Source organism: Bradyrhizobium sp. LMG 9283 (assembly GCF_045571415.1).
Taxonomy (GTDB): Bacteria; Pseudomonadota; Alphaproteobacteria; order Rhizobiales; family Xanthobacteraceae; genus Bradyrhizobium.
Genome location: NZ_CP120691.1, coordinates 343532 through 369983, shown reverse-complemented (window position 1 = coordinate 369983; position 26452 = coordinate 343532). Strand labels below are relative to the sequence as shown.

Genomic DNA, 26452 nt, shown 5'->3' with positions numbered 1-26452 from the left:
CGAGTGCCGATGCCGCACCAGCTCACCTCAAAATCACAAAGCAGATGAGCCCTGCCCAATTCGGCCTAGGATTCCCGCCCCGATCGCGATAAACACCTGTTCCCCTAGACCCATCCGGGAAAGCGCAACCATGGACAAGTTCACCACGCTGGAAGGCGTCGCGGCGCCGCTGAAGATCATCAATGTCGACACCGACATGATCATTCCGAAGCAGTACCTCAAGACCATCAAGCGCACCGGCCTTGGCAAGGGGCTCTTCTCCGAGCAGCGCTACAAGGACGACGGCAGCGAGAACCCGGATTTCGTCCTCAACCAGCCCGCCTATCGCAACGCGAAGGTGCTGGTTGCCGGCGACAATTTCGGCTGCGGCTCGAGCCGCGAGCACGCGCCCTGGGCGCTGCTCGACTTCGGCATCCGCTGTGTGATCTCGACCTCGTTCGGCGACATCTTCTACAACAACTGCTTCAAGAACGGCATTCTGCCGATCCGCGTTTCGCAGGAAGACCTCGACAAGCTGTTCGACGACGCCGAGCGCGGCGCCAACGCGACGCTGACGATCGACCTGCCGAACCAGGAGATCCGCGGCCCCGACGGCGGCAAGGTCAAGTTCGAGATCGACCCGTTCCGCAAGCACTGCCTGATGAACGGTCTCGACGATATCGGCCTCACCATGGAGAAGAAGGCCTCGATCGACAGCTACGAGGACAAACTCAAGCGCGAGCGCGCCTGGGCCTGATCTCAGATTTTCATTCGAGCCCCGGTGCTGTCAGCGCCGGGGCTTTTTCTTTGCCCTGCTCATCCCGTATAGCTCGCGCATGCTCCCCGAGATCGTCACCTTCTGGCATGGCCCGATGGATGCGCTGCGCCAGACCTGTCTGCGCTCGCAGCTCGCTGCCGGCCACAAGGTCACGGTCTACAGCTTCGACACCATTCCGGGCCTGCCGGCGGGCATCGCAAATGCCGAGGCCGAGGCGATCCTGCCGCACGCGTTCTCCGAGCGATTGCGGCCACCGCAGCCGGACGGCAGCTGGCGCGACTGGACCACGCTGCAGTTCAGCGATTTCTTCCGCATGAAGCTGATGGCGAAGGGCCTAGGCCTCTGGCTCGATGCCGACGTGCTGCTCTTGAAGCCCGTCGCGATCGATCCGGCAAAACCGTATTTCGCCTGGGAGCGGCCGCGCCAGCTCGGCAATTCCGTGCTCTATCTGCCGCCCGAGCACGGCATCGTTGCCGCCTTCGAAGAGCTGATGGAGCAGGAGGAGCTGACGCCGAACTGGCTGTCCGTGCGTCATCGTATCACCTTCATGATGCGCCGCCTGCGCGGCGGCTCGAACCGGCTCTCGGACATTCGCGTCGCGATCTACGGGCCCGCGGCGCTCACCGCGCTGGCGCGCCGCACCGGTGAGCTGCAGAACGCATTGCCGAAGCAGTCGTTCTACGCCGTGCATGCCGAGCCAAGACTGTTCTTCGATCCCTCGAGCTATCTCAGCCTCGTCACCAACCCCGAGATCATCGGCCTGCACATCTCGCCCAAGGGCCGCGGCGGCGAGAAGCCGATCCCCGGTAGCCTGTACGCGTGGGCGGCAGAGCGGTTCGGCTAGCGTCCGCATCGAAGGTGCGCTCCCTCTCCCGCTTGCGGGAGAGGGTTGGGAGAGGGTGTCTCCGCAGAGAGACTCCCAATGAGGCGCTCAATCGCGCCGACCTCGCGCCGCGTTGAATTGCACCTCTTACGAAGTCACTTGGCAGCCACGAAGTAGAAGTCCTGCCGTCCGGAGATTGAGCCGTAGCTGAACGGCTTCTGCCTGCGGCCGGTCGCTTCCATGACATCGTCGCGAACGAAATCGAACAGCCTGCGGACTTCGAGGCCCGGCGTCGGAAGATTCTTGACGAAGGCGGCCGCGAACGGACTGTTGACCCCGTCACCGTCGAGCGCGGTCTCGCCGTCCTTGGCGGCATAGACCACCAGCGTGCCCGCCTCCGGCTCGACAGGCGCCAGACCTCGCGACACCGAGCGCGACGCCACCGTCATCGTGCGCTTCATCTGGGCCGCGAACGGGTTGTCACGGCAGGCATCGAGGATGACGAGGCGCAGCTTCCTGGCGCGCTCTGCCGCATTGAGAACCTGATCGACCGGCACGGCTTCAAACCCGATCTCACGATCCGCCGCGATCTTGGCGTCCGTCGGAATGAGATAGTTGACCCCGCCGACCTCCATGCCATGTCCGGCATAATAGACAACGGCCCAGTCCGCCGTTTCTGCACGTGCAGCAAACTCGCGCAGAGCGCTCACCAACGCATCCTTGCGCAGATTGGTCAGCAGGGTCACGGCTTCGAACCCGGTGAGTCTCAGCACGTCGGCGACGAGACTTGCGTCGCGGACGGGGTTCGGCAGTGCGGCGACATTTTCATAGGCCGAATTGCCGATGACAAGGGCGATGCGACGCTCAGCACTCGGCGCCTCGGACGCCACGACGGCCGGGGCAGCACTTTTCTTCTCGACCAATACCGTGGCTGGCCGCGGCGCAGGCAGGACCGCAAGCCGCTCGCGCGCCTTATCCAGCGCCCATCTTGTGGCGCCATGCGCCAATCCGAGCGTGGTGTTGAAGTCGGCCCTCGCCTTGGCGAAATCGCCGCGCTTCTCGTAGGCCAAACCGCGATTGACATAAGCGTTCGCGTAAGCGGGATCCACGCGTATCGCTTCGCTGTAATCCGCGATAGCGCGGTCCGTGTCGCCTTTGTTGCCGTAGGCGTTGCCGCGATTGAAATAAGCGTTGGCGTTCGTGGGCTGCAGGCGCACTGCCTCGGTGTAGTCGGCGATGGCCCGATCGCTGTTGCCCTTGTTGCTGTGGGCATTGCCCCGGTTGTAGTAGGCGTTCGCATAGGCCGGATCGATCCGGATCGTCGCCGTGTAGTCCGCGATGGCGCGCTCCGTGTCGCCCTTGTTGCTGTAACCGTTACCCCGATTGTAGTACGCGTTCGCATGTGCCGGATCGAGCCGTATCGCCGCGGTGTAGTCCGCTATGGCACGGTCCGTATCGCCGCTCGCGGCATAGGCATTGCCGCGGTTGTAGTACGCATTCGCGTCCTTGGGATCTCGCCGGATTGCCTCCGACGCGGCGGCAATGGCGGGGTTCCCGTCGCCTTTGACGCGGTCAATAGCGGCTGCAGGGCCGGCGAGAACAAGAATTGCGAGGCAGTAGAAAAACTTACGAAGCATACGAAGCTCACACGCCATTACGGGGGACGGAAGCAGTATCAAAACGACGCAAGCTTATCGGAGCAACCCGCCGGGCTGTGTGATCTAAATTACGGGAATCCTGGCGCACCAGGCCAGCGGCTTATCAATACTCACGGGAAATCCGCGCACTGCGGATATCCGGCGCAGGATCTCTCTTCAGCCCTTCGACCGCGCCGACCTCGCGCCGCGCTGACGCGTTGTCTGCCTCGATCAATGGTTTCGCGGCCGGTCCCTCGCCGACGCTAGATCACGTCAGTTCGCGCGCAAGCCTAGCGCCGGGCAAATCCCTTCACGAGCTTTTTGCAGGCCAGATAGCGCTCTTCCATGCTCGCTCCGCCGACAGCACCCGGAGCGCGCGGCTCGGCGGTACTTTCCCTTCTGACGGCAGGCTGCGAGGCCTTTTTGCGCTTGGTTGATGGCTCTACATCCTCCGGCACCGGCACAAGCTGCCAGAACCGGGCGAAGCTCAATGCTCGCCGTGTCGCACGGGTTCTCTTCTTCCTGAAGGAAGAGAGGGCCAGAACGTTCCTCTCCGAGCTGCCGAGGATGCAGCAGCTCGCCGGATGGCGACGGGCGTCAATAGTATGATGTATGCAACATCCTGTTTGCACGGTGAGAATGCCGGAGATGTCACCGCAATTGTCCGTGCTTGATCTCGACTATTGGCTCTGTTTGGATCATTGCCGTTCAACAATTCGTATTTCGGATAATCATGGCAGTTAAAACAGATGGAGACCGTCGTTCATTGGGTGCCCGTCCACCGGAGGACACCGTGACCGCCTATCGCAAGGGCATCGGGAATCGGCTATTGGCGGCGCTGCCGCCGGCTGATCTCGGTTTGCTCACGCCTCACTTCCAGAAGGTCTCGTTCGAACCCGATGCCGTCCTGGTGCGATCGGGCGATGAGCTCGACCCGGTCTATTTTCCCCATAGCGGCGCAATCGCCTTCATGCTGGATATGCCGGACGGGCAAACGGTCGCGACCACCTTGATGGGACGAGAGGGCGCCTTGGCCTCGTTCTCGGTGCTCGGCCCGTCGCCTTCATCCGTGACCGCGATTGCCCGCATAACCGGCACTGCATCGGTGATTTCCGCCGCCAAATTTCGCGCTGCCTATGCGCAAAGCGCAGCCATCAGGAATGTCGTGCAGGTCCACGCCCGCGCCGTGTTATTGCAGCTCCAGCACGTCGCCGCTTGCAACGCGCTGCACCGGGTAGATGGCCGCATGGCGCGGTGGCTCCTGCAGCTTCACGACCGCGTTCCCGAGGACCTGCTTCCGGTGACGCAGGAGGCGATGGCGCAACTGGTTGGGGTGCGGCGGACGACAGTGACTTTGACGATGAGCAAGCTACGCGAGGCCGGCGCCATCCCGTCCGAGCGGCGCGGGTTTGTCGAGATCCATCGGACGCGGCTCGAGAGGATCGCATGCGATTGCTATGCACTCATGCAGCGCAAGATCGATCGGATGTATTGCCAGGAATTGGCAGCGCCGCAGCCTGCCGATACGCCGTTCCAGCAAAGCGCCATCGCCGCCTCCCACGGAGCAGGCGGTGAATTCAAAGCCGTTTCGCGGGCGGGACGATAGAAAGCAAAACCTGCTTGGCGCGCGGCCACGGAGCTCGCTGCGCGGCGATACCTTGGGACGATCTTGCCCATGCCGCCGTCGAACGGCGCAAGAGACTGTTGGCGTCATGAAAGTCACTGCTGTCGCGCTCGCTCTTCTCCTGCTTATACCGTTTGGGGTTGGTCAAGCCGCAGAAATGCGCCCTCAGGGCAAGAACTGCGAACTTGTTGAGCCACCCGCGGACGCGGGGGAAGACACGAATCACGGCATGGTGCTGCGCGTCTATCCTCGCGCCAAAGACATCGGGCCAAACTACTCCGGCTGCCAACTCTTGATGGTGCAGAGCAAGGAAAAATGGCTCGTTGTCTTGTACACTGAGGTGACAGCCGGCGACCCCATTCGTGTTTGGTCTGAGTTTGAACCCGCCCCAGCCAAGCTTGCTTGTCGGTTCAAGGCGGGAAAGTTGGTCTCGGGCAACGAAGAAATTTGCCCCGCGCCACAGGACCTATTGACGCGATCGCTCGCGCCTGGCTGCGTGTCCGCAATTGGCGAGGAGATCAACAAGCGCACGCCGAGGCCGGTGGGTTGTGACTACGACTAGTCGCAATAACACCCAACCTATCGCTCCAGCGGAGAGCAAAAAGATCACGACCGATTGTCAGCCCTTCCCCATCGCCGCGATCGCGTCCGCGATCTCGATCGTCCGCTTTGCCATGTCGGCATGCAGGCGCTCGACCATCGCGCCATCCAGACGGATCGCACCGCGCGAGGCGTTCTCCGGCAATTCGAACGCCGCGATGATCTTTCGCGCGCGCGCGACTTCTTCTTCGGGCGGGGTGAAGATCGCGTTGCAGGCGTCGATCTGCGAGGGATGGATCAGCGTCTTGCCGTCGAAGCCGAGGTCGCGGCCTTGCGCGCATTCAGTGGCGAAACCGTCGGAATTGGCGATGTCGCTATAGGGGCCATCGAGGATTTCGAGGCCGTGGGCGCGCGCCGCCAGGATGCAGTGGGTGATCATCGGAATCATCGCGGCGCGGCCCGGCAGCATCCTGATCCGCGTCTCGCGCGAGATGTCGTTCGGGCCGAACACGAAACCGGAGAGGCGGCTCGATGGATTGCGGCCGGCGGCGGACAGCTCCTCGGCGTGGAGCACCGCGCGCGCGGTCTCGATCATGGCCCAGACTTTCACGGTCGGCGCAGCGCCAAGCTCGGCCAGCTTGCGGCCGATCGCATCGAGATCTTCGATGCTTGAAACTTTTGGAACCAGGATGCCGTCGGGCGATGCCTTGGCGGCCATCGCGACGTCATCGGCCCACCAGGGCGTATCCAGGCCGTTGGTCCGGATCAGGATCTCGCGCTTGCCAAAACCCTTGGCCGCGATCGCGGCGGCAATCCCGTCGCGGGCCATCGCCTTGGCCTCGGGGGCGACCGAGTCTTCCAGATCGAGGATCAGGCCGTCGGCGGCCAGATTCCGCGCCTTTTCCAGCGCGCGGGGGTTGGAGCCGGGCATGAACAGATGGCTGCGGCGCGGGCGGGTCATGCGGTCGTTCCTTCCGGTTTCCCCGTCTTTCTTCTGACCTGAGCCGTAGCACTTGGCCTGCCTATTCGAAAGGCTTGTTCATTCCCGGGCTCTATGGTTAGGCATAGACATGATGACATTCCCGAAGCATTTGCTGGAAGGCTACAAGGCCTTCGCCACCCAGCGGCTGCCGACCGAGCAGAACCGCTACCGCGAGCTATCGGTGAAGGGGCAGTCGCCGGAAGTGATGGTGATCGGCTGCTGCGATTCCCGCGTCTCGCCGGAAGTGATCTTCGACGTCGGCCCGGGCGAGCTCTTCGTCGTCCGCAACATCGCCAATCTGGTGCCGACCTATCAGCCCGACGAGAACGCACATGGCGTCTCCGCCGCGCTGGAATATGCGGTGACGGTACTGAAGGTGAAGCACATCGTGGTGCTCGGCCACGCGCAATGCGGCGGCATCCGCGCCTTCGTCGACAAGATCGAGCCGCTGACGCCCGGTGACTTCATCGGCAAATGGATGCAGATGTTCATCAAGCCCGGCGAGGTGGTGGAGCAGCGCGAGCACGAGACCATGGCGCAGTTCGTGGAGCGCATCGAGAAAGCCGCGGTGTTCCGCAGCCTCGAAAACCTCATGACCTTCCCGTTCGTGCGCAAGGCCGTGGAGAGTGGCCAGATGCAGACCCACGGCGCTTATTTCGGCGTCGCGGAGGGATCGCTGTTCGTGCTGGACAAAGAGGCGAAGGAATTCAAGAGCGTACGCGAGACGTAAGCCGCTCCCGTAGGGTGGGCAAAGCGGAGCGTGCCCACCACTTCTATCGCAATCTTGGAGAGATGGTGGGCACGGCGCTTCGCGCCTTTGCCCACCCTACGGCGGCTCGAGGGTTACGCCGCCTTCTTCTTCGCGGTGATCAGCTTGCGATTGATCAGGACTTCGGCGATCTGGATCGCGTTGAGCGCGGCGCCCTTGCGCAGGTTGTCTGACACGCACCACAGCACGAGACCGTTCTCCACCGTCGCGTCCTCGCGGATGCGGCTGATATAGGTGGCGTCCTCGCCGGCGGCTTCATAGGGAGTCGCGTAGCCGCCGGGCTCCTGCTTGTCGATGACGAGGCAGCCGGGCGCCTTGCGCAGGATCTCGCGGGCGTCGTCCGCACTGATCGGGTTCTCGAACTCGATGTTGACGGCCTCGGAGTGGCCGACGAAGACAGGCACGCGCACGCAGGTCGCGGAGAGCTTGATCTTGGGATCCAGGATCTTCTTGGTCTCCGCCATCATCTTCCACTCTTCCTTGGTGTAGCCGTCCTCCATGAAGACGTCGATGTGGGGGATGACGTTGAAGGCGATGCGCTTGGGGAATTTCTTCGCGACCAGCTCGTCATTGGTGTAGACGGCCTTGGTCTGCGAGAACAATTCGTCCATCGCGTCCTTGCCGGCGCCCGAGACCGATTGATAGGTCGAGACCACGACGCGCTTGATGGTCGCCTTGTCGTGCAGCGGCTTCAGCGCGACCACGAGCTGCGCGGTCGAGCAGTTCGGGTTGGCGATGATGTTCTTCTTCTTGAAGCCTTCGGTCGCGCCTGCGTTCACTTCCGGCACGATCAGCGGCACGTCCGGATCCATGCGCCAGGCCGAGGAATTGTCGATCACGACGGCGCCGGCAGCGCCGATCTGCGGCGACCATTCCTTCGACACTGCGCCGCCCGCCGACATCAGGCAGATATCGACGTCGGAGAAGTCGTAATGCTCGAGCGCTTTGACCTTCAGGGTGCGGTCGCCATAGGAGACCTCGACGCCGACGCTGCGGCGCGACGCCAGGGCCACAACCTCGTCCGCGGGGAATTTGCGCTCGTCGAGGATGTTGAGCATTTCCCGACCGACATTGCCGGTCGCGCCGACGACTGCGACTTTGTAACCCATCGTTCACTCTCCGATGAAAAAGCCCGTTCCTGAAGCTGACGCTTAAACAGGAAGAGCAGCGCTTCTATGCGAGAACCGGCCGCAAGACAACGTGGGACCATGCCTGAAGGCCGTGGATGCAGTCGCCTGAGGCCAGCACGGCCGTTAGCCCTACCCAGATCCATCTGACGCTTTTAGCCTTCGCCGACGAGGTCGTCGGCACGCTGGCGCGCCTGATCGCCTATGTGGGGGCGCTCGCCTTGTTTGCCATCCTCGGCGTCGCAGCGCTCGGCCAGCTACCTGACTTGCAGGACGGCGAACCGCCGGACAAGCCGGGCTGGAGCGTGGCCGACCGCTCGCACCCTGCCTTCGCCGTCAGCCGGCTCGATTCATCAGATAAAACAATACCTTACATCATCTTCAGGCATCCCGAAGGCGGCCGCAGGGACGTGCTGCGCTGGAGCGGAGACGCGGACAAGCCTGTCGCCGAGCTCGAAATCTACCGCCAAGGCGCCGAATTCGACGTGACACGGCCGGCGGCCGCGGGTCTGGCCGCCCGGATGGGTTTGGGTGCGGCCGTCCTGCTCGAGCAGGCCGGCCTGATCGACACCAAATTTGGCCCCGTTGCCCTGTTCCGGCCAACCGGCACAACGGAGAGTGCGCAGGGCTGCCTCGGCTACCTCAAGCGCAGCGAGGAGCCGGGCTTGCAGATCTCCGGCTTCTCCTGCCAGGGCGACGGCCTGCCCGCGACGCGCGCGGCGATCGCCTGCACGCTGAACCGGCTGACGCTGCTGACCTCGGGTAACGAGCCAAAGCTGGCGGAATTGTTCGCCCATGCCGAGCTCAAGCGCCGCTCCTGCGATTCGCGGGGCTCACCGGACTGGCTGCTCGGCGCCGCCAATGCGCAATTGCGCGGGACGCTTTGACCGGCATCAAACTCAAGTGGCTGGTTTGCATGCAACATTTGCCGGCGCGCACGATTATTCCCCGCTGGTGTGACCCAATAGACCTAGTTGCGGTCACCCCGGGCGGGCTAGTATGGGGTGAAATCGACTGGCGGCTTGCCGCCTGAAGGGGACGTGATGAGCTCGAAATTTTCTGCGGCGAACAAATTGGCGACCTGGCTTGCGGCGGGCGCCGTGATTGCCATGTCCGTCGCGACGCCGGCCTCCGCCGACACCAGGACCAAGCGCTATGACGAGCGCGGCCGCCCCTATTACGGCCCGAGCGGCCCCAACGCGGTCTATCAGCAGGGCCGCACCCGCATCTATGTGAGCAAGCGCTCCTGGCTCGACGGCGGCACCGAAGTCAATCCGGGCGACCGCAAGTTCACCGACTACGCCTTCCCGCCGGCGGTGGGCTATCCATCCTTCGCCCGCGAGAACCTCAACCGCCCGATCGACCGCCAGCCGCTCTCCCCGCCGCAGGATGTCGGCGGCTATCCGCAGAACTTCCCGCTGTACTGAGCGGACGAGCTACCCGAATCAAAATGGCCGGGCGTGAGCCCGGCCATTTTTGTTTTCACGAGATGGCGTAGGGTGGGCAAAGGCGCTCTTGCGCCGTGCCCACCATCCTTCGGCAATCGCGACTGAAATGGTGGGCACGCTTGCGCTTTGCCCACCCTACGTTTGTGGTGCAAGCCTCACGCGTGCAGCTTCTGCAATTCCTTCAAAATCGCTTCGCCCATCTGCGTGGTGGAAGCAGCCGTGGTGCCTTCCGACTTGATGTCGGCGGTGCGCAGGCCGCTGGCGAGGATGGCGGCGATCGCCTGGTCGATCTTGTCGGCGAGATCGCCCATGTCGAAGGAGTAGCGCAGTGCCATGCCGAAGGACGAGATCATCGCAATGGGATTGGCAAGGCCCTTGCCCGCGATATCAGGCGCCGAGCCGTGCACGGGCTCGTACAGCGCCTTGCGCTTCTTGCTCTTCACATCGACTTCGCCGAGCGAGGCCGAGGGCAGCATGCCGAGCGAGCCGGTCAGCATCGCCGCGATGTCGGAGAGCATGTCGCCGAACAGGTTGTCGGTGACGATGACGTCGAACTGCTTCGGCCACTTCACCAGCATCATGCCGCCGGAATCGGCGAGCTGGTGCTCGAGCGTGACGTCAGGATATTCGCGCTTGTGGACCTGAGTCATGACCTCGTTCCAGAGCACGCCCGACTTCATGACGTTGCGCTTCTCCATCGACGTCACCTTGTTCTTGCGCTTCCTGGCAAGCTCGAAGGCGACGCGGCCGATGCGCTCGATCTCATAGGTGTCATAGACCTGGGTATCGATGGCGCGCTTCTGGCCGTTGCCGAGATCGGTGATGGTCTTGGGCTCGCCGAAATAGACGCCGCCGGTGAGCTCGCGCACGATGACGATGTCGAGGCCCTCGACCGCCTCGCGCTTCAGGCTGGAGGCATCGGCCAGCGCCGGATAGCACACGGCGGGACGGAGGTTGGCGAACAGAGCGAGATCCTTGCGCAGGCGGAGCAGGCCGGCTTCGGGACGCACCTCGTAAGGCACCGCATCCCATTTCGGGCCGCCGACGGCGCCGAAGATCACGGCATCGGCGTCCTTGGCCTTGGCCATGTCGCCCTCGGAGATCGAGACCTTGTGAGCGTCATAGGCCGAGCCGCCGACGAGGCCGGTATCGGTCTCGAATTTGGCGATCCCGGCCGAATTCAGCCAATCGATCAGCCGCTTCACCTCGCCCATCACCTCGGGGCCGATACCGTCGCCGGGGAGCAGCAGCAATTTGTGGGTCGCCATGGTCGTTCCTCTCAGGTCGAATTCGGCCGGAGTGCTAGAGCGGCGTTGCGCGCTTGGCAAGACACCATTGCCGCCTCGCGGCTGTGCAAGACGGGCAGGGCCTGCCACACTGCGCGTGCCGGAGTACCCCTTGCACGCCCCTGACCGTCCCCCGAACCCGCATCCTGCGCGGCTGATCCTGACCCTGTCGCTGGCGGCGACGGTCGGGCTCGGCATCGGCCGCTTTGCCTATGCGCTGGTGTTGCCCGACATGCGGGAGGACCTCGGCTGGTCCTACTCGGCGGCCGGTTTCATGAACACCATCAATGCCGTCGGCTACCTCGTGGGCGCGCTTGTCGCGTCCCGGCTGATCCAGCGCGTCGGCTGGGCAGCCGCCATCCGCGGCGGAACTCTGGCCTGCGTCGCCGCGCTTGCGACCTGCGCGCTATCAGGCAATTTCGTCGCGCTAAGCCTTGCCCGTCTCGTGCTGGGCCTGGGCGCGGCGGCGGGCTTCGTCGCCGGCGGCGCGCTGGCCGCGACCATTGCGCAGTCGCAGCCCGCGCGCGCCAATTTCCTGCTCAGCCTGTTCTATGCCGGGCCAGGCATCGGCATTCTATCATCCGGGTTGATCGCCCCGTTCACGCTAGAATATTTCGGACCCGGCTCGTGGTGGATCGTGTGGTGGGCGCTGACGCTGCTGTCGGTTGCGATGACCATCCCGCTGTTCCTGATCCGCATCGAAAGCGGCGCGCGCTTCTCGGAAGGCAGTCACGCGTCGTTCGCGATCCTGCCGGTGCTGATCTATCTCGCCGGCTACTTCCTGTTTGGCGCCGGCTACATCGCCTACATGACTTTCATGATCGCCTATGTGCGCGACGGCGGCGGCGGGGCCACGGCGCAGGCGGCGTTCTGGAGCCTGATCGGTCTGTCCGCCTTCGTAACGCCCTGGGCCTGGCGCGGCGTGCTGGCGCTCGACCGCGGCGGGCTCGCCACCGCCATCATCCTCGGCACCAACGCGCTGGGCGCCGCCTTGCCGATGCTCGGGCATTCGCCGGCTTGGCTTGCGGTTTCGGCCGTTGTGTTCGGCGTCGCCTTCTTCGCCGTGGTCGGCTCGACCACCGCCTTCGTGCGCTTCAACTATCCGCCTGAGGTGTGGCCGACCGCGATTGCGGCGATGACGATCTCGTTCGGCGTCGGCCAGACGCTCGGTCCGATCGTGGTCGGCGCGATCACCGACGCGCTGGGGAGCTTGAGTTACGCGCTCAATGTGTCGGCGGCGCTATTGGCGCTGGGGGCAGTTGCGGCGCTGTGCCAGCGCAAGGTAGGGCCAGCCAAACAGCCGGTGCCGTAGGATGGGAAAAGGCGCGGAGCGCCGTGCCCACAGTCTTATTCATGATGGATGCAATGGTGGGCACGCTTCGCTTTGCCACCCTACGACAGCAGAGTCAGCTCCCGCTGAACGAATTGTACCCCTGGTCTTCCCAATAGCCGCCTTTGTAGTCGTTGGTGACTTCCATGGAGACCACGTATTTCGGGTTCTTGAAGCCGAGCTTTGTCGGCACGCGGATCTTCATCGGGAAGCCGTAGGCGCGGGGCAAAATCTCGTTCGCATATTTGAACGTCATCTGGGTCTGCGGATGCAGCGCGCTGCGCATGTCGAGCGGCGAGTTGTAGCCGTCCTTGTCGGCACACTGGAACCAGACGTATTTGGCGCGCGTGTCCGCGCCGATCAACTTGAGGAAGTCGCGCATGGGCGTGCCGGTCCAGCTGCCGATCGCGCTCCAGCCCTCGACGCAGATATGGCGGGTGATCTGCGTGACCTGCGGCAATTGATAGAGCTCGTCCAGCGTCCACGATTTCTTGTTGTCGACGAGGCCACGCACCTCGAGCTTCCAGTCTTTTCCGTCGATATCGGGCGCGTCGTCGAGATCGTAATAGGCGTTGAACGGGAACGGCTTTGTGATCGCGCTCTCGGGGAAGGTCGGCGCCAGCGCGTCGGGATTGAAGATGAAGGCCTGCACCGCGTCGTTGAATTTCGAGACCTGCTTCAGCATCTCCTCGGCCGAAGAGGAGTCCACGACGTCGCAACCGGTGAGCAGCGTCAGCGCGCCGAGGCTCGCGCCGCCCGCGATGAAGCGGCGGCGGGTGAGGTCAGGCATCGTCTTGATGGAGTCTTTGATCAGCAGTCGCTTGTCGACGCCGGGGATGAGGAACGGACGCTTGGCCATGACGGTTCTCCTAATCAACGGCCGATGATCATCGCACGCAGGCTCTTCGGCACCAGCAGCGCGAGCAGGACGTGAATGACCAGGAAGGCGCAGATCGCGGCCATGCAGAAGAAGTGGACATAGCGCGCGGTCGGATAGTCGCCGAACAGCATCACGAGGTAATAGAGCTGCACCGGCTTCCACAGCCCGAGGCCCGACAGCACGATCAGCACCCCGACCACGATGATGCCGGCATAGAGCAGGCGCTGCACGTAATTGTAGACGGTGGGGTCGTCATGGCCGAGCTTGAAGGTCAGGGCCGCCCTGACGTCGTGGAGCACGCCGGATGGCGTGATCGGCAGCAGTTTTTTCCGGAAGCGGCCGGTGGCGAATCCCGTGACGAGATAAGCGAGACCATTGATCATCAAGAGCCACATCGCCGCAAAGTGCCAGAGCAGGCCGCCGCCGAGCCAACCACCGAGCGTGTACTCGCGTGGGAAGCTGAAGCCGAACAGCGGCGAGGCGTTGTAGATCTGCCAGCCCGACAGGATCATCAGGATCATGGCGAGGGCGTTGATCCAGTGCATGACCCGGACCCAGGCCGGTTGGATCACTTTGGCCGGGGTGGCGCTGACCTGCTCGTCGGTGACTGTGAGGCTCGACATGATGGTTCCCGTCCTGGCGATCGTGTAACGACAATTATACGCCGGTGCGTCCGCTTTCGTTACGCCCCTCGGGCCATCGAATCGATGCCGTGAGGCTATGGCGGTCACGAAAAAGCGAGCCGGGCACCCCCGGCTCGCCGTCTCAAAGCGTCCTGTTCGGGGATGAAACAGGGGCGCGAGGTGTTACGTCGCCGGCATCAGCACGGTGTCGACCACATGGATCACGCCGTTCGACTGGTTGACGTTGGAGATCGTGACCATGGAAGTGCCGCCCTTGGCGTCGACGATCCAGGTCTTGCCGTCCATCTTCTTGACCGTCAGTTCCTCGCCCTCCGCGGTCTTCAGCTTCTTGCCGTCGGTGAGGTCGGAGGCCTCGAGCTTGCCGGGCACGACATGGTAGGTGAGGATCTTGGTCAGAGTCGCCTTGTTCTCGGGCTTGACCAGGTTGTCGACGGTGCCGGCCGGCAGCTTGCCGAAGGCCGCGTTGGTCGGCGCGAACACCGTGAATGGTCCCTTGCTTTCCAGCGTCGGTACGAGGCCCGCCGCCTTCACCGCGGCCACCAGCGTGGTGTGGTCCTTCGAGTTGACCGCGTTCTGCACGATGTTCTTGGACGGGAACATCGCGGCGCCGCCGACCATGACGGTCTTCTCCTCGGCGCTCACAGGCGCGACAACGGTCGCGGTGATGGCGAGGGCGCTGAAGGCGGCGGCAGCGAGATAGGCAATGCGCTTCGACATGGAAAGTCTCCCGATTGAATTGAGACCGGCGATGGCCGGTGTTTGAGTTGGGCAACAACGGTGCTTGCGACCCTTCGTGAAGCAGCAGCGCCGTCGTTGGCCGAACTACGGGAGGGTTTTGGGTGCGGTTTCGAGGAAAAATTCTTTGTGATGCGTGAAACTATGCGGCAACGTGTTCGTGTGGTGGCTCAGCCCGCACTGCGAGGAGCCCTTGCGACGAAGCAATCCAGGCTGCCTCCGCAGACACATTCCTGGATTGCGTCGCTTCGCTCGCAATGATGGGGTGTAGCTCGGATGGAGCGAAGCGCAATCCAGGGCGGTCATCGCTTGCGGCACTGATCCCGGATTGCGCTTCGCTCCATCCGAGCTACGAGCTCTCAATCCCTGCTCTGCGGCGTCTGGATGAAGCCGCGATTATGCGTCGGGCTGATCAGGAGCTCGTTGATGCAGACGCGCGGCGGCATGCTGGCGATGAAGGCGATGGTGCGGCCGAGGTCTTCGGGTTGCAGCATCTTGGCCTGCTCCTCTTCGCTCGGCACCACTGGACGCAGCTTCAGGATCGGGGTGGCCACCTCGCCCGGCATCAAGCAGCAGGCGCGCAGGCCGTTGACGCATTCGTCCATGTTGAAGGAATGGGTCAGCGCCAGCACCGCGTGCTTGGTCGTGGTGTAGGCCGGGCCCGGCATCTTCGAGACGTGGCGGCCGGCCCAGGAGGAGACGTTGATGATCGAGCCGTCCTGCTGCTTGCGCATCGTCGGCAGCACCGCGCGCATGCAATAGAGCACGCCGTTGAGATTGACCTGGACCAGCTTGTCCCAGCCCTCCAGTTCCATGTCCTTCCAGCTGCGCTTGGGAACATTGACACCGGCATTGTTGACCAGGAGATCGATGCGGCCGTGCTTCGCGACGATCTGATCGGCCGCCTTCTGGGCCTCCGCGGCGTCGGACACGTCGAGTGCAATGGCCTCGGCCGCCCCGCCCGCGTTACTGATCTTAGCAACCACGGCATCCAGGATGTCCTTGCGCCGCCCGGACACCACCACCGTCCAGCCATCAGCCGCAAGCGCCTCCGCGCCGGCCTCCCCAATCCCGCTGCCGCCGCCCGTAACCCAGGCCACGCGTTTCCCGTTTTTTGACATGCAAACTGTCTCCGTTGCTTCATCGGGGCGGTTTTTGCTAATCCAGCCCTCGGTTTTGACCGGCCTTCGCCGGCGAGGAATGTTGCATGAACCAAGCTGCCAACGCCAACCTGTTTTCCCGCCTGTTCGACGGCCTGGACGATCCGAAGCGCCTTGCGATCGAGACGCATGACGGCGCTCATATCAGCTATGGCGATCTGATCGCACGCGCCGGGCAAATGGCGAACGTGCTGGTCGCCCGCGGCGTGAAGCCCGGCGATCGCGTTGCGGTGCAGGTGGAAAAATCCGTGGCCAACATCGTGCTCTATCTCGGCACGGTTCGCGCCGGCGCTGTCTATCTGCCGCTGAACACGGCCTACACGCTGAACGAGCTCGACTATTTCATTGGCGATGCCGAGCCATCGCTCGTGGTCTGCGATCCCTCGAAAGCGGAAGGGCTCGGCCCGATCGCCGCCAAGGTGAAGGCCAAGGTCGAGACGCTCGGGCCCGACGGCAAGGGCTCGCTGACTGAGGCCGCCGATAAGGCGAGCAGCGAGTTCACGACCGTGCCTCGCGCGAACGACGATCTCGCCGCGATCCTCTACACGTCAGGCACCACCGGCCGCTCCAAGGGCGCGATGCTGACCCACGATAATCTGGCGTCGAACTCGCTCTCGCTCGTCGATTACTGGCGCTTCACCGACAAGGACGTCTTGATCCACGCGCTGCCGATCTACCATACGCATGGCCTGTTCGTGGCGACCAATGTGACGCTGTTCGCCCGCGCCTCGATGGTCTTCCTGCCGAAGCTCGATCCTGACCTGATCATCAAGCTGATGGCGCGCGCGACGGTGCTGATGGGCGTGCCGACCTTCTATACGCGCCTGCTGCAGAATCCCGCGCTGTCGCCCGAGACCACGAAACACATGCGGCTGTTCATCTCGGGCTCGGCACCGCTGCTGGCCGAGACCCATCGCGAATGGTCGGCGCGCACGGGCCATGCCGTGCTCGAGCGCTACGGCATGACCGAGACCAACATGAACACGTCGAACCCCTATGACGGTGAGCGCGTGCCCGGCGCGGTCGGCTTTCCGCTGCCGGGCGTCTCAGTGCGCGTGACCGATCCGGAGACGGGCAAGGAGCTGCCACGCGAAGAGATCGGCATGATCGAGGTGAAGGGCCCGAACGTATTCAAGGGCTACTGGCGCATGCCGGAGAAGACCAAGACCGAATTCCGGCCCGACGGCTTCTTCATCACCGGTGACCTCGGCAAGATCGACAACAAGGGCTACGTCCACATTCTCGGCCGCGGCAAGGATCTCGTCATCTCCGGCGGCTTCAACGTCTACCCCAAGGAGATCGAGAGCGAGATCGACGCCATGCCCGGCGTGGTCGAATCCGCGGTGATCGGCGTGCCGCATGCCGATTTCGGCGAGGGCGTCACGGCGGTGCTGGTGCGGCAGCCCGGCGCGAGCATCGATGAAGCGGCCGTGCTGAAGGGCCTGGAAGGACGCCTCGCGAAATTCAAGATGCCGAAGCGGGTGTTCGTGGTTGACGAGCTGCCGCGCAATACGATGGGCAAGGTGCAGAAGAACATTTTGCGGGATACGTACAAGGATATTTACGCGAAGAAGTGAGGGGCGCAATCGCTTCGGGGTGGGACGCATGAACCGAGAGCAGGCCGTTCGGATCAACGATCATCTTCTTGATGCTTACACGGCCCTCGACCAGGCCCGAATGGTCATCGCGGCGCTTGGCAAGGCTGAGCGGATCGAGCTTGGGGATTGGCTGGACGAAGTCGTTGCCGCTTTGGAGGATGAGTTGCTTCAGCCGATCTACGATCAGTATCCTGATCTGGAGCCGCCAAAGTCCGATCGAGAACCCCTCGTATTCACCTGCGAGCTCACATGGGACGAGGTGCGCCTGCCGCCGTCGGTGACCGAGCAGCAGGTCGATGAGATCATTTTCTCGATCATGAAGCCGACGTGGCGGAAGACCGCCATGATGGTCACTCTTGTGATGGACCGCTGTAAAGAGCTGGGATTGCCCATTGAAGGCGAAATGATTGCTGCGCGACTGAGACTGCTTTCAGATACCGGTCGCATCGAAGGCATCGGCGATCTCCGGCTGTGGTTCGACAGTGAAGTCCGATTGAAGGACTAGCGGCCAATTAGACACGATCGGTGCTCACCCGTTCGCTGTCCCGCGCGGCGTCGGGATTGAGATCGCGAGCACTCTCACTCCGTCATTGCGAGGAGCCCTTGCGACGAAGCAAATCCAGACTGCTTCCGCCGAAAGATTCTTGATTGCTTCGCTTCGCTCGCAATGACGGAGGTTGTGGCGGCTATTGCCCGCCCACCAGGCTCATCACAAACCGGCTGCCGACGAGGAACAGATAGCATCCGAACGCGGCCTCCAGCGTCCGCTTCGACATTGCATGCGCGGCCTTCACACCGAGCGGTGCGGTGACGAGACTCATCGGCATCACCAGCACGGCGCCGATCAGCGAGACGTAGCCGAGCGCGAACGGGATTTGCAGCGCCGTAACAGCCGGATAATTCGCGGCCGCAGGCCAGCCCGCATAGATATAGCCGAGCGCGCCGGGGATCGAGATCAGCACCGCGAGCGCCGACGAGGTCGCGACCGCCTGATGGATAGGACGGCTATAGAAGGTCATCAGGAGGTTCGAGAACAGGCCGCCGCCGATGCCCATCAGCGTGGACAGGATGCCGACGCAGAAGCCGTAGACGCGCATCAACGGCCCCTTCGGCAGATCGTCGCCGAACTTCCAGCCTTCGCGCGCGAAGATCAGACGTGCGGCCGCCGACCAGGCGACGGCGACGAACACGATCTTGAACAGCCGCTCCGGCGCAAAGCGCGCGACGACGCTGCCGGCGAGGACGCCGATCAGGATCGGCAGCCACCAGACGCGCAAGATGGTCATATCGACGGCGCCGCGCTTGTAATGCGCCTGGAACGAGCGGATCGAGGTCGGGATGATCACCGCCAGCGAGGTGCCAACGCAGAGCGGCATCCGCACCTCCAGCGGCACGCCGGCGATGCGGAAGCATTCATAGAACACCGGCACGAGGATCGCGCCGCCGCCGATGCCGAACACGCCGGCCAGAAATCCGGAGAGCGCGCCGGTTGCGATCAGCAGCAGCGCGAGCTCGACGACGTCAAAGACCTCGAGGCCGCTCATCGGCGGCAATCCGTCGGCAGCTCTCGCGGATACGCGACGCAGAAGGCTGCGGCAGCGGCGAGGAGGGGCGCGGAGATGACGAGGAGCAGGCCCGCGAAGCCCATGGCTTGTCGCCCATACGCACCAAGCTCCGCGAGGCCGTCGATGGTGACGCCGACCAGCGAGAAGACCAGCAACGGGAGCAAATCGCCCGACACGTTGTCATGGAGACGACGCGCGGTTCGCCGGTGGGCGATGGGTGTCAGGCTGACATGGGTAGGCATGAGCGTGTCCCGGACTGCTTGGATCTGTGCAAGGTAGACCCTTCCGTTTTTCGGCGCTATCTCTGGCAAGCGGCATGCTCCCTTGCGAATTGCGGAAGGATGGCGATGGACCAGCTTGCGGCGATGGCGACCTTCGTGCGGGCCGTGGACGCCGGCAGCCTGTCGGCGGCGGCGCGATCATTGCCGAGCTCGCTGACGTCGGTGAGCCGGCAGATTTCCGCGCTCGAGCGACACTTCGGCACGCGGCTCTTGATGCGCACGACCCGACAGCTCGCGCTCACCGAGGAGGGACGCATGCTCTACGAGCGCGCCAAATCGATCCTGGGCGAGCTCAAGGAGATCGAGGAAGGACTGGCCGGTAATCGTCGCGAGCCGTCGGGGCGGCTGCGCGTGAGCGCGCCAACGTTGATGGGACGCCTGCTGATCGCGCCACTGCTCGGCGATTTCCTGCGCGCCTACCCATCGCTCTCCGTCAACCTGCTGCTGGTCGACCGCAATGTCGATTTGATCGAGGAGGACGTTCACCTGGCACTTCGCGTCGGGCGCATGCCGGATTCACAGCTGGTGATGCGAAAGCTCGCGGAGGTTCAGATGATTCACTGTGCCTCGCCCGATTACCTCGCACGCCGCGGCAAACCAGATACGCCTGCCGACCTGGCGCAGCATGATTGTCTGGTGTTTTCCGACGCGCCGGGCGCTGCCACCTGGCGATTCGGGCGCGAGGCGGACGACGGAATGCGAGTCCGCATCTCGGGACGGCTCTGGGTCAACAGCCTCGATGCACTCGCGGCCGCCGCCGAGAACGGCGCAGGCATCGCTCGCGTGCCGTCATGGCAGGTGGAGAGGCAGCTGGCCGAAGGACGCCTGCAGCGGCTGTTGCGCGCGCACGAGCCGGCGCCGGCACCACTGAACGCGCTGTATCAGCCGTCGCGCCTTGGCTCGACGAAAATTCGCGCCTTCATCGATTTCCTGGTCGCGCAGTGGCAGGGAAGCGATCCGCTGAGTCGGTGATCTCGGTGGCGGGGTGGAATGCAGAACGTGCATATCCCGACGCCCGCGAAATTGATCCGGCAGGTGGCGGTCGCAGGGGTCCCATAATCAAGCGAGCGGCCTCGACCGCCATGAAGTGGTTGGGTTCGACCACCGGCACGGGCGCCCAGGCTTAGGGGCGTTCCAATAGTGATTTCAATGCGCCCCGAGCGCTCCCAGAAAGGATGAATATTGATTCGCTATTTGGCTGGTGGGCCGCTAGCCTGGTATACCAAGGCCCTGATTGGCCTTGGTTCATCAAGGCCATAGAGCTGAACCCGCATTCGATTTATGGCGATTTGGTGATTGCGCAGGTTAGATCGACTCCGTAAATAGAGCCGACCTTTCGCGATCCCCGCGCGCCCCATGCTGGGCCGCAACAAACATCAAAAGCCGCCCATGACCGCACGGATCGAACGACCGCTTTCGCCGCACATCCAAACCTATCGCTGGACCCTGACGATGGCGTTGTCCATCGTTCACCGTGCCACCGGCATCGCCCTCTACGTCGGAACCCTGCTGCTGGCCTGGTGGCTGATCGCGGCGGCATCCGGCCCGGCCGCCTATGCCCATGTCCAGGCCTTCACCGGCAGCATCATCGGACGCCTGATCGTGTTCGGCTACACCTGGGCGCTGATGCATCATATGTTGAGCGGCATCCGGCATTTCGTGTGGGACCTCGGCTACGGCTTCAAAGCCAATGAGCGCGAAGCGCTGACCTGGGGCGCGCTGATCGGCGGCATCGTGCTGACGGTCCTGGTCTGGATCATCGCCTATGCGATCGGAGGCGGACGATGAGCGCGACCGATACACCAAAGCGCAGCATGCGCACCCCGCTCGGCCGCGTCCGCAATCTCGGCGCCGCCCATTCCGGCACGTCCGATTTCTGGCGCCAGCGCATCACGGGCGTCGCAATGACGCTGCTGATGATCCCGGTGCTGGTGATCATCATGATGCTGCTCGGCCGCAATCAGGCCGGTGCCGCGCAGATCCTCGGCTCGTTGCCGATCGCAGTGATCCTCCTGCTCTTCATCATCGCCACTGCCTGGCACATGAAGATCGGCATGCAGGTGGTGATCGAGGACTACGTCCATAACGAGAAGCTGAAGCTCACCGCGATCATGCTCAACAACTTCTTCTCGCTCGCCGTGGCGCTCGCCTCGACCTACGCGATTCTGAAGCTTTCATCCGGAGTGTAACCCATGGCCGCAGCGACCAATGGCAAGGGCAACGGCGCTCCCGCCACCAACGGAAAAGCCTATCCGATCGAAGATCACACCTATGACGTCGTCGTGGTCGGCGCCGGCGGCGCGGGCCTGCGCGCGGTGGTCGGCTGCAGCGAGGCCGGCCTTCGCACCGCCTGCATCACCAAGGTGTTTCCGACCCGCTCGCACACGGTCGCGGCGCAGGGCGGCATCTCGGCCTCGCTCGGCAACATGCACAAGGACGACTGGCGCTGGCACATGTACGACACCGTGAAGGGGTCGGATTGGCTGGGCGACCAGGACGCGATCGAATACATGGTGCGCAACGCGCCCGATGCGGTCTATGAACTCGAGCATTGGGGCGTGCCGTTCTCGCGCACCGAGGACGGCAAGATCTACCAGCGTCCGTTCGGCGGCATGACCACCGAGTTCGGCAAGGCCCAGGCGCAGCGCACCTGTGCCGCCGCCGACCGCACCGGCCACGCGATGCTGCACACGATGTATGGCCAGTCGCTGCGCCACGCGGCCGAGTTCTTCATCGAATTCTTCGCCATCGACCTGATCATGGACGACCAGGGCGCCTGCCGTGGCGTCATCGCGCTCAAGCTCGAGGACGGCACGCTGCACCGCTTCCGCGCCCAGACCACGATCCTGGCCACCGGCGGCTATGGCCGCGCTTACGCCTCCTGCACCTCGGCGCACACCTGCACCGGCGACGGCGGCGGCATGGTGCTGCGCGCCGGCCTGCCGATGCAGGACATGGAGTTCGTGCAGTTCCACCCGACCGGCATCTACGGCTCGGGCTGTCTCGTCACCGAAGGCGCGCGCGGCGAAGGCGGTTATCTCGTCAACTCCGAGGGCGAGCGCTTCATGGAGCGTTACGCGCCGTCGGCGAAGGACCTCGCCTCGCGTGACGTCGTCTCGCGTGCGATGACCATCGAGATCCGCGAGGGCCGCGGCGTCGGCAAGAAGAAGGACCACATCTTCCTTCACCTCGACCATCTCGATCCCGCGGTGCTCGCCGAGCGGCTGCCGGGCATCTCCGAATCCGCAAAAATCTTCGCCAATGTCGACGTGACGCGCGAGCCGATCCCGATCGTGCCGACCGTGCACTACAACATGGGCGGCATCCCCACCAATTATCACGGCGAAGTCCTGACCAAGAAGGACGGCGACGACAACGCGGTGATCCCCGGCCTGATGGCGATCGGCGAAGCCGCCTGCGTCTCCGTGCACGGCGCCAACCGCCTCGGCTCCAACTCGCTGATCGACCTCGTCGTGTTCGGCCGTGCCGCCGCGCTCCGCCTCGCCGAGAAGCTCACCCCCAATGCCAAGCAGCCGGAATTGCCGGCGAACTCGGCCGAGATGGCGCTCGGCCGTCTCGACCATTACCGCTACGCCTCCGGCGGCACGCCGACCGCGAAGCTGCGGGAAGGCATGCAGCACGTGATGCAGAACAATTGCGCGGTGTTCCGTACCGGCGAAGTGCTGAGCGAAGGCCAGAACCTGATCGCGAAGGTCCACAGCGGCATCACCGACATCGCCGTGTCCGACCGCTCGCTGGTGTGGAATTCGGACCTCGTCGAGACGCTGGAGTTCGATAATCTGATCTCGCAGGCGGTGGTGACGATGAACTCGGCCGCCAACCGCACCGAGAGCCGCGGCGCGCATGCCCGCGAGGACTTCTCTGAACGCGACGACAAGAACTGGATGAAGCACACGCTGGCCTGGCTGGACGATGCCGGCAAGGTCAAGATCGAGTACCGCCCGGTTCACGACTACACCATGACCAACGACGTGCAGTACATCCCGCCGAAGGCGCGCGTGTATTGAAGAACAACAGCAAGCCGTCATTCCGGGGCGATGCGAAGCATCGAGCCCGGAATCTCGAGATTCCGGGTCTGGTCCTTCGGAGCATCCCGGAATGACGAAAGGTTAGAGCAATGGTTGAATTCGCACTTCCGAAGAATTCCAAGATCACCGGCGGCAAGACCTGGCCGAAGCCCGCGGGCGCGACCGAGCTCCGCGAGTTCAAGGTCTATCGCTGGAATCCGGATGACGGCAAGAATCCGAGCGTCGACACCTATTACGTCGACACCAATGATTGCGGTCCGATGGTGCTGGATGGCCTGATCTGGATCAAGAACCACATCGACCCGTCGCTAACCTTCCGCCGCTCCTGCCGTGAAGGCGTCTGCGGTTCCTGCGCCATGAACATCGACGGCCAGAACACGCTGGCCTGCACCCGCTCGATGCACGACGTCAAGGACGGCGCGGTCAAGATCAATCCGCTGCCGCACCAGCCGGTGGTGAAGGACCTCGTCCCCGACCTCACCAATTTCTACGCGCAGTACGCCTCCATCGAGCCGTGGCTGAAGACGACCTCGCCAACGCCGCAGAAAGAATGGCGCCAGAGCCACGAGGACCGCGAGAAGCTCGACGGCCTCTATGAGTGCATCCTCTGCGCCTGCTGCTCGACCTCCTGCCCGAGCTATTGGTGGAACAGCGAGCGTTATCTCGGGCCCGCCGCATTGCTCCAGGCCAACCGCTGGGTCTCCGATTCGCGCGACGAAGCCACCGGCGAGCGGCTCGACGATCTCGAGGATCCGTTCCGGCTCTACCGCTGCCATACCATCATGAACTGCGCCAAGGCCTGCCCGAAGGGCCTCAACCCCGCGGAAGCCATCGCCGAGCTCAAGCTCAAGATGGTCGAGCGGCAGATCTGAGACGAAGGCCATCCCTCCGCCCCGGCCCAGACCGGCCGGGGTGTTCTGCAATTGCCTTCAATTCGAGCAGAATTTTCTCCATCCCGCTCGGCGTGCAAATTTTGGGATCGCAACCAGCGGCTCCAGCATAAGCTACTTCCTCCCCCGCACAAGATTCGGTTAAGCTCCTACTCGGGACGGAGCGACTGTGCAGAGGGCGCAACGCAACTCGCTGAGGCTGTTGCAGTGGATGATGGCGGCATCCCTGGCGCTGCCGATTGCGCTATTCGTCGTTGCCGCCGCGATCTCCTACACATCGACCAGGGATATCGCCGACCGGGAGATCGAGCGCACGGTCGATGTCGCGCATGAGCACGCGCTCAAGGTGTTCGAGACCATCGACCGCAGCCTTGCCGAGCTCAACGAGGTCGTGCGCGGCCTTTCCGACGACACCATCCGCGCCCGAGAGCCGACGCTGCATCGCCGGCTGAAGCGCCTGACCGATTCGCTGCCGCAGCTCAAATCGGCCTGGATCTTCGATGCGGACGGAAAAGCGCTGGTCAACAGCCTTGTCTCGCCACCGCCGGACCTCGGCTTTGCCGACCGCGATTACTTCTATGCCCATGTCGACCAGACCATCGGCACCTTCATCGGCATGCCGCTGACGCCGCGTCCGCCCTATCAGGGCGCCCGCTTCTTCGGCGTGAGCCGCCGCCGTGACTCCGACGACGGCCGCTTCATCGGCGTGATCCAGGCCTCGGTCCTGCCGGAATATTTCGAGAGTTTCTACGCCAGAATTGGATCGGATCCCGGCAGCTTCTTCGCAATGGCACGCACCGATGGTGCGGTGCTCACGCATTTTCCCCGGCTTGACCGCGACCTCCGGCTCGATCCGGCCGGACCTGTGGGCCAGAAGATCGTGGCTCAACCCGAGCACGGCCTCATCACCGTGGTATGGCCCTCGGACGGCATCGAGCGGCGCATCGCCTACCGGCGCGTCGCCGAATATCCGATCTATGTCAGCGCCGGGCTCGAGACCTCGGCGATCCGCGCGCGCTGGTTCGCCACCATGGGCCAGCATCTGGTGTTCGGCATTCCCGCCACCGCACTGCTGTTTCTGCTGCTGGCGCTCGCCTTGCGACGCACCCAGCACCTTCAGGCCGAAGCTGCAAAGCGGCGCGAGGCCGAGGAGGCGCTCAAGCACGGCCAGCGCCTGGAGGCGCTCGGCCAGCTCACCGGCGGCGTCGCGCACGACTTCAACAATCTCCTGACGGTGATCCGTGCTTCGGTCGACCTTTTGAACCGGCCGCAGCTGACCGAGGAGCGGCGACAGCGCTACATCACGGCGATTGCGGATTCGGTAGCGCGCGCGGCCAAGCTGACCTCGCAGCTGCTCGCCTTTGCGCGGCGCCAGCCCCTCAAGCCGGAGGTGTTCGATGTCGGTGCGCGGGTGCAGTCGCTGCACGATATGCTCGCCACGCTGCTGGGCGCCGCGATCGAGATCGTCATGCAGCTACCGGCTGAACCGTGCCTCGTCAATGCCGATGCCAGCCAGTTCGAGACCGCGCTGATCAACATGGCGACCAACGCGCGCGATGCCATGCAGGGCAAAGGTAGGATCGTTTTCAAAGTCGAGGCCACAACGACCGTTGCGGACACGCTGGCGCAGCTTTCGGGCAGCCAGACCGTGGCAGAGCATGGCTTCGTTCGCGTGACCGTCAGCGACACCGGCGTCGGTATTCCCGCCGCGCGAATAGGGCGCATCTTCGAGCCGTTCTTCACCACCAAGCAGGTCGGCCACGGCACCGGTCTCGGTCTGTCCCAGGTGTTCGGCTTCGCCCGGCAGTCCGGCGGCGAGGTGACTGTGACGAGCGAGGTGGGGCACGGCAGCACCTTCTCGCTCTATTTGCCGCGCGTCCCGCCGGACCTGCTGCCGCAGCGCCAGGCGCCCAACACTGCACCGGCGGTGGCCGGCAGCGGCATGTCGGTGCTGGTGGTCGAGGACAATATCGAGCTTGCCAATTTCGCCGCCGATGGCCTCACCGAACTCGGCTACACCATCACGCTGGTCGACAATGCAACCGACGCACTCGCCGAGCTTGCCGTCGACGCAGATCGTTTCGATGTCGTGTTCTCGGACGTGGTGATGCCCGGGATGACCGGGCTCGATCTGGCGCAGGCGATCCGCGACCGCGGCATCGGCGTGCCGGTCGTGCTGACCACCGGCTACAGCCAGGCCCTGTCACAGGACGGCGCCGCCGGCTTCGATCTCGTGCAAAAGCCCTATTCGATCGAGGAATTGTCGCGCGTTCTGCACCATGCCGCACGGCCGCGACGCGTGCGCGACGGCGCCGCCGAATGATTCG

26 protein-coding genes are annotated in these 26452 nt (G+C 63.8%); 16 read left to right on the top strand and 10 right to left on the bottom strand.

Annotated features, from left to right (window positions below; all coding sequences use genetic code 11):
• Positions 1-130 precede the first annotated feature (130 nt).
• Positions 131-736: a 3-isopropylmalate dehydratase small subunit gene (gene leuD, locus P6U29_RS01725; RefSeq protein ID WP_407116048.1), complete on the top strand. Its 606-nt coding sequence runs from the start codon at positions 131-133 to the stop codon at positions 734-736.
• Positions 737-815: 79 nt separating this feature from the next.
• Positions 816-1601, top strand: a complete 786-nt coding sequence (locus tag P6U29_RS01720) for a hypothetical protein (RefSeq protein WP_407116047.1) — start codon at positions 816-818, stop codon at positions 1599-1601.
• Between the two features lie 134 nt (positions 1602-1735).
• Here P6U29_RS01720 and P6U29_RS01715 read toward each other — a convergent pair whose 3' ends face one another.
• Entirely contained in the window at positions 1736-3217 is a 1482-nt protein-coding gene (locus P6U29_RS01715) for a tetratricopeptide repeat protein (RefSeq protein ID WP_407116046.1), read from the bottom strand.
• A gap of 793 nt (positions 3218-4010) precedes the next feature.
• Between P6U29_RS01715 and P6U29_RS01710 the strand changes: the two genes are divergently transcribed.
• Positions 4011-4823 (top strand): Crp/Fnr family transcriptional regulator, encoded by an 813-nt coding sequence (locus tag P6U29_RS01710; protein WP_407116045.1) that lies wholly within the window; start codon positions 4011-4013, stop codon positions 4821-4823.
• Between the two features lie 106 nt (positions 4824-4929).
• Entirely contained in the window at positions 4930-5403 is a 474-nt protein-coding gene (locus tag P6U29_RS01705; protein ID WP_407116044.1) for a hypothetical protein, read from the top strand.
• A 57-nt stretch (positions 5404-5460) separates the two neighbouring features.
• Here P6U29_RS01705 and P6U29_RS01700 read toward each other — a convergent pair whose 3' ends face one another.
• On the bottom strand, positions 5461-6342 hold the full coding sequence (locus tag P6U29_RS01700; RefSeq protein WP_407116043.1) for an HpcH/HpaI aldolase/citrate lyase family protein: 882 nt from the start codon (positions 6340-6342) through the stop codon (positions 5461-5463).
• A gap of 109 nt (positions 6343-6451) precedes the next feature.
• Here P6U29_RS01700 and P6U29_RS01695 point away from each other — a divergent pair, with 109 nt between their 5' ends.
• Complete coding sequence (locus tag P6U29_RS01695; RefSeq protein WP_407116042.1) at positions 6452-7093, top strand: carbonic anhydrase; 642 nt, start codon at positions 6452-6454, stop codon at positions 7091-7093.
• A gap of 113 nt (positions 7094-7206) precedes the next feature.
• Here P6U29_RS01695 and P6U29_RS01690 read toward each other — a convergent pair whose 3' ends face one another.
• Positions 7207-8241 carry an aspartate-semialdehyde dehydrogenase gene (locus P6U29_RS01690; protein ID WP_407116041.1) on the bottom strand — a complete coding sequence of 345 codons (1035 nt, stop codon included), beginning with the start codon at positions 8239-8241 and terminating at the stop codon, positions 7207-7209.
• A gap of 116 nt (positions 8242-8357) precedes the next feature.
• Here P6U29_RS01690 and P6U29_RS01685 point away from each other — a divergent pair, with 116 nt between their 5' ends.
• Together P6U29_RS01685 and P6U29_RS01680 are read left to right on the top strand one after the other, a co-directional pair.
• Positions 8358-9146 carry a hypothetical protein gene (locus P6U29_RS01685; protein WP_407116040.1) on the top strand — a complete coding sequence of 263 codons (789 nt, stop codon included), beginning with the start codon at positions 8358-8360 and terminating at the stop codon, positions 9144-9146.
• 156 nt (positions 9147-9302) lie between these two features.
• Entirely contained in the window at positions 9303-9686 is a 384-nt protein-coding gene (locus tag P6U29_RS01680; RefSeq protein ID WP_122400366.1) for a hypothetical protein, read from the top strand.
• Between the two features lie 176 nt (positions 9687-9862).
• Here P6U29_RS01680 and leuB read toward each other — a convergent pair whose 3' ends face one another.
• A complete protein-coding gene (gene leuB / locus P6U29_RS01675) occupies positions 9863-10975 on the bottom strand; it encodes a 3-isopropylmalate dehydrogenase (protein ID WP_407116039.1) in 1113 nt (370 codons plus the stop codon).
• A 130-nt stretch (positions 10976-11105) separates the two neighbouring features.
• Between leuB and P6U29_RS01670 the strand changes: the two genes are divergently transcribed.
• Positions 11106-12305 (top strand): YbfB/YjiJ family MFS transporter, encoded by a 1200-nt coding sequence (locus tag P6U29_RS01670; RefSeq protein ID WP_407116038.1) that lies wholly within the window; start codon positions 11106-11108, stop codon positions 12303-12305.
• A 94-nt stretch (positions 12306-12399) separates the two neighbouring features.
• Here P6U29_RS01670 and P6U29_RS01665 read toward each other — a convergent pair whose 3' ends face one another.
• The 4 genes from P6U29_RS01665 to P6U29_RS01650 form a co-directional block, all read right to left on the bottom strand.
• Positions 12400-13182 (bottom strand): molybdopterin-binding protein, encoded by a 783-nt coding sequence (locus P6U29_RS01665; RefSeq protein WP_407116037.1) that lies wholly within the window; start codon positions 13180-13182, stop codon positions 12400-12402.
• Positions 13183-13196: 14 nt separating this feature from the next.
• On the bottom strand, positions 13197-13826 hold the full coding sequence (locus P6U29_RS01660; RefSeq protein WP_407116036.1) for a cytochrome b/b6 domain-containing protein: 630 nt from the start codon (positions 13824-13826) through the stop codon (positions 13197-13199).
• A gap of 183 nt (positions 13827-14009) precedes the next feature.
• The gene (locus P6U29_RS01655) at positions 14010-14564 is read right to left on the bottom strand and encodes a fasciclin domain-containing protein (protein ID WP_407116035.1); all 555 of its coding nucleotides are present in this window, start codon (positions 14562-14564) and stop codon (positions 14010-14012) included.
• 377 nt (positions 14565-14941) lie between these two features.
• Positions 14942-15703 (bottom strand): SDR family oxidoreductase, encoded by a 762-nt coding sequence (locus P6U29_RS01650; protein WP_407116034.1) that lies wholly within the window; start codon positions 15701-15703, stop codon positions 14942-14944.
• An 86-nt stretch (positions 15704-15789) separates the two neighbouring features.
• On the opposite strand from P6U29_RS01650, the gene P6U29_RS01645 reads away from it, so the two are divergent.
• Together P6U29_RS01645 and P6U29_RS01640 are read left to right on the top strand one after the other, a co-directional pair.
• Positions 15790-17319 (top strand): malonate--CoA ligase, encoded by a 1530-nt coding sequence (locus tag P6U29_RS01645; RefSeq protein WP_407116033.1) that lies wholly within the window; start codon positions 15790-15792, stop codon positions 17317-17319.
• 28 nt (positions 17320-17347) lie between these two features.
• A complete protein-coding gene (locus P6U29_RS01640; protein WP_407116032.1) occupies positions 17348-17845 on the top strand; it encodes a hypothetical protein in 498 nt (165 codons plus the stop codon).
• A 181-nt stretch (positions 17846-18026) separates the two neighbouring features.
• Here the strand turns inward: P6U29_RS01640 and P6U29_RS01635 are convergent, their stop codons facing one another.
• On the bottom strand, positions 18027-18884 hold the full coding sequence (locus tag P6U29_RS01635) for a sulfite exporter TauE/SafE family protein (RefSeq protein ID WP_407116031.1): 858 nt from the start codon (positions 18882-18884) through the stop codon (positions 18027-18029).
• Positions 18881-19147, bottom strand: a complete 267-nt coding sequence (locus P6U29_RS01630; protein WP_407116030.1) for a hypothetical protein — start codon at positions 19145-19147, stop codon at positions 18881-18883. Before P6U29_RS01630 ends, P6U29_RS01635 begins: the two co-directional genes overlap by 4 nt.
• Positions 19148-19252: 105 nt before the next feature.
• On the opposite strand from P6U29_RS01630, the gene P6U29_RS01625 reads away from it, so the two are divergent.
• The 6 genes from P6U29_RS01625 (at position 19253) to P6U29_RS01600 (ending at position 26448) form a co-directional block, all read left to right on the top strand.
• Positions 19253-20158: a LysR family transcriptional regulator gene (locus P6U29_RS01625; protein ID WP_407116029.1), complete on the top strand. Its 906-nt coding sequence runs from the start codon at positions 19253-19255 to the stop codon at positions 20156-20158.
• A gap of 417 nt (positions 20159-20575) precedes the next feature.
• Positions 20576-20974, top strand: a complete 399-nt coding sequence (gene sdhC / locus P6U29_RS01620; protein WP_100236835.1) for a succinate dehydrogenase, cytochrome b556 subunit — start codon at positions 20576-20578, stop codon at positions 20972-20974.
• Positions 20971-21375 carry a succinate dehydrogenase, hydrophobic membrane anchor protein gene (sdhD, locus tag P6U29_RS01615; protein ID WP_407116028.1) on the top strand — a complete coding sequence of 135 codons (405 nt, stop codon included), beginning with the start codon at positions 20971-20973 and terminating at the stop codon, positions 21373-21375. The genes sdhC and sdhD overlap by 4 nt, the downstream gene beginning before the upstream one ends.
• A 3-nt stretch (positions 21376-21378) precedes the next feature.
• Positions 21379-23214: a succinate dehydrogenase flavoprotein subunit gene (sdhA, locus tag P6U29_RS01610; protein ID WP_407116027.1), complete on the top strand. Its 1836-nt coding sequence runs from the start codon at positions 21379-21381 to the stop codon at positions 23212-23214.
• Between the two features lie 110 nt (positions 23215-23324).
• Positions 23325-24107, top strand: coding sequence for a succinate dehydrogenase iron-sulfur subunit (locus P6U29_RS01605; protein ID WP_091882926.1), 783 nt, complete (start codon positions 23325-23327; stop codon positions 24105-24107).
• Between the two features lie 187 nt (positions 24108-24294).
• Complete coding sequence (locus P6U29_RS01600; protein ID WP_407116026.1) at positions 24295-26448, top strand: ATP-binding protein; 2154 nt, start codon at positions 24295-24297, stop codon at positions 26446-26448.
• The last annotated feature ends 4 nt before the right edge of the window (positions 26449-26452 follow it).

Coding starts and splice junctions, on each gene's coding strand:
- leuD (WP_407116048.1), top strand. CDS start 131: ATGGACAAGTTCACCACGCTGGAAGGCGTCGCGGCGCCGCTGAAGATC.
- P6U29_RS01720 (WP_407116047.1), top strand. CDS start 816: ATGCTCCCCGAGATCGTCACCTTCTGGCATGGCCCGATGGATGCGCTG.
- P6U29_RS01715 (WP_407116046.1), bottom strand. CDS start 3,217: ATGCTTCGTAAGTTTTTCTACTGCCTCGCAATTCTTGTTCTCGCCGGC.
- P6U29_RS01705 (WP_407116044.1), top strand. CDS start 4,930: ATGAAAGTCACTGCTGTCGCGCTCGCTCTTCTCCTGCTTATACCGTTT.
- P6U29_RS01700 (WP_407116043.1), bottom strand. CDS start 6,342: ATGACCCGCCCGCGCCGCAGCCATCTGTTCATGCCCGGCTCCAACCCC.
- P6U29_RS01695 (WP_407116042.1), top strand. CDS start 6,452: ATGATGACATTCCCGAAGCATTTGCTGGAAGGCTACAAGGCCTTCGCC.
- P6U29_RS01690 (WP_407116041.1), bottom strand. CDS start 8,241: ATGGGTTACAAAGTCGCAGTCGTCGGCGCGACCGGCAATGTCGGTCGG.
- P6U29_RS01685 (WP_407116040.1), top strand. CDS start 8,358: ATGCAGTCGCCTGAGGCCAGCACGGCCGTTAGCCCTACCCAGATCCAT.
- P6U29_RS01680 (WP_122400366.1), top strand. CDS start 9,303: ATGAGCTCGAAATTTTCTGCGGCGAACAAATTGGCGACCTGGCTTGCG.
- leuB (WP_407116039.1), bottom strand. CDS start 10,975: ATGGCGACCCACAAATTGCTGCTGCTCCCCGGCGACGGTATCGGCCCC.
- P6U29_RS01665 (WP_407116037.1), bottom strand. CDS start 13,182: ATGGCCAAGCGTCCGTTCCTCATCCCCGGCGTCGACAAGCGACTGCTG.
- P6U29_RS01660 (WP_407116036.1), bottom strand. CDS start 13,826: ATGTCGAGCCTCACAGTCACCGACGAGCAGGTCAGCGCCACCCCGGCC.
- P6U29_RS01655 (WP_407116035.1), bottom strand. CDS start 14,564: ATGTCGAAGCGCATTGCCTATCTCGCTGCCGCCGCCTTCAGCGCCCTC.
- P6U29_RS01650 (WP_407116034.1), bottom strand. CDS start 15,703: ATGTCAAAAAACGGGAAACGCGTGGCCTGGGTTACGGGCGGCGGCAGC.
- P6U29_RS01645 (WP_407116033.1), top strand. CDS start 15,790: ATGAACCAAGCTGCCAACGCCAACCTGTTTTCCCGCCTGTTCGACGGC.
- P6U29_RS01640 (WP_407116032.1), top strand. CDS start 17,348: ATGAACCGAGAGCAGGCCGTTCGGATCAACGATCATCTTCTTGATGCT.
- P6U29_RS01635 (WP_407116031.1), bottom strand. CDS start 18,884: ATGAGCGGCCTCGAGGTCTTTGACGTCGTCGAGCTCGCGCTGCTGCTG.
- P6U29_RS01630 (WP_407116030.1), bottom strand. CDS start 19,147: ATGCCTACCCATGTCAGCCTGACACCCATCGCCCACCGGCGAACCGCG.
- P6U29_RS01625 (WP_407116029.1), top strand. CDS start 19,253: ATGGACCAGCTTGCGGCGATGGCGACCTTCGTGCGGGCCGTGGACGCC.
- sdhC (WP_100236835.1), top strand. CDS start 20,576: ATGACCGCACGGATCGAACGACCGCTTTCGCCGCACATCCAAACCTAT.
- sdhD (WP_407116028.1), top strand. CDS start 20,971: ATGAGCGCGACCGATACACCAAAGCGCAGCATGCGCACCCCGCTCGGC.
- sdhA (WP_407116027.1), top strand. CDS start 21,379: ATGGCCGCAGCGACCAATGGCAAGGGCAACGGCGCTCCCGCCACCAAC.
- P6U29_RS01605 (WP_091882926.1), top strand. CDS start 23,325: ATGGTTGAATTCGCACTTCCGAAGAATTCCAAGATCACCGGCGGCAAG.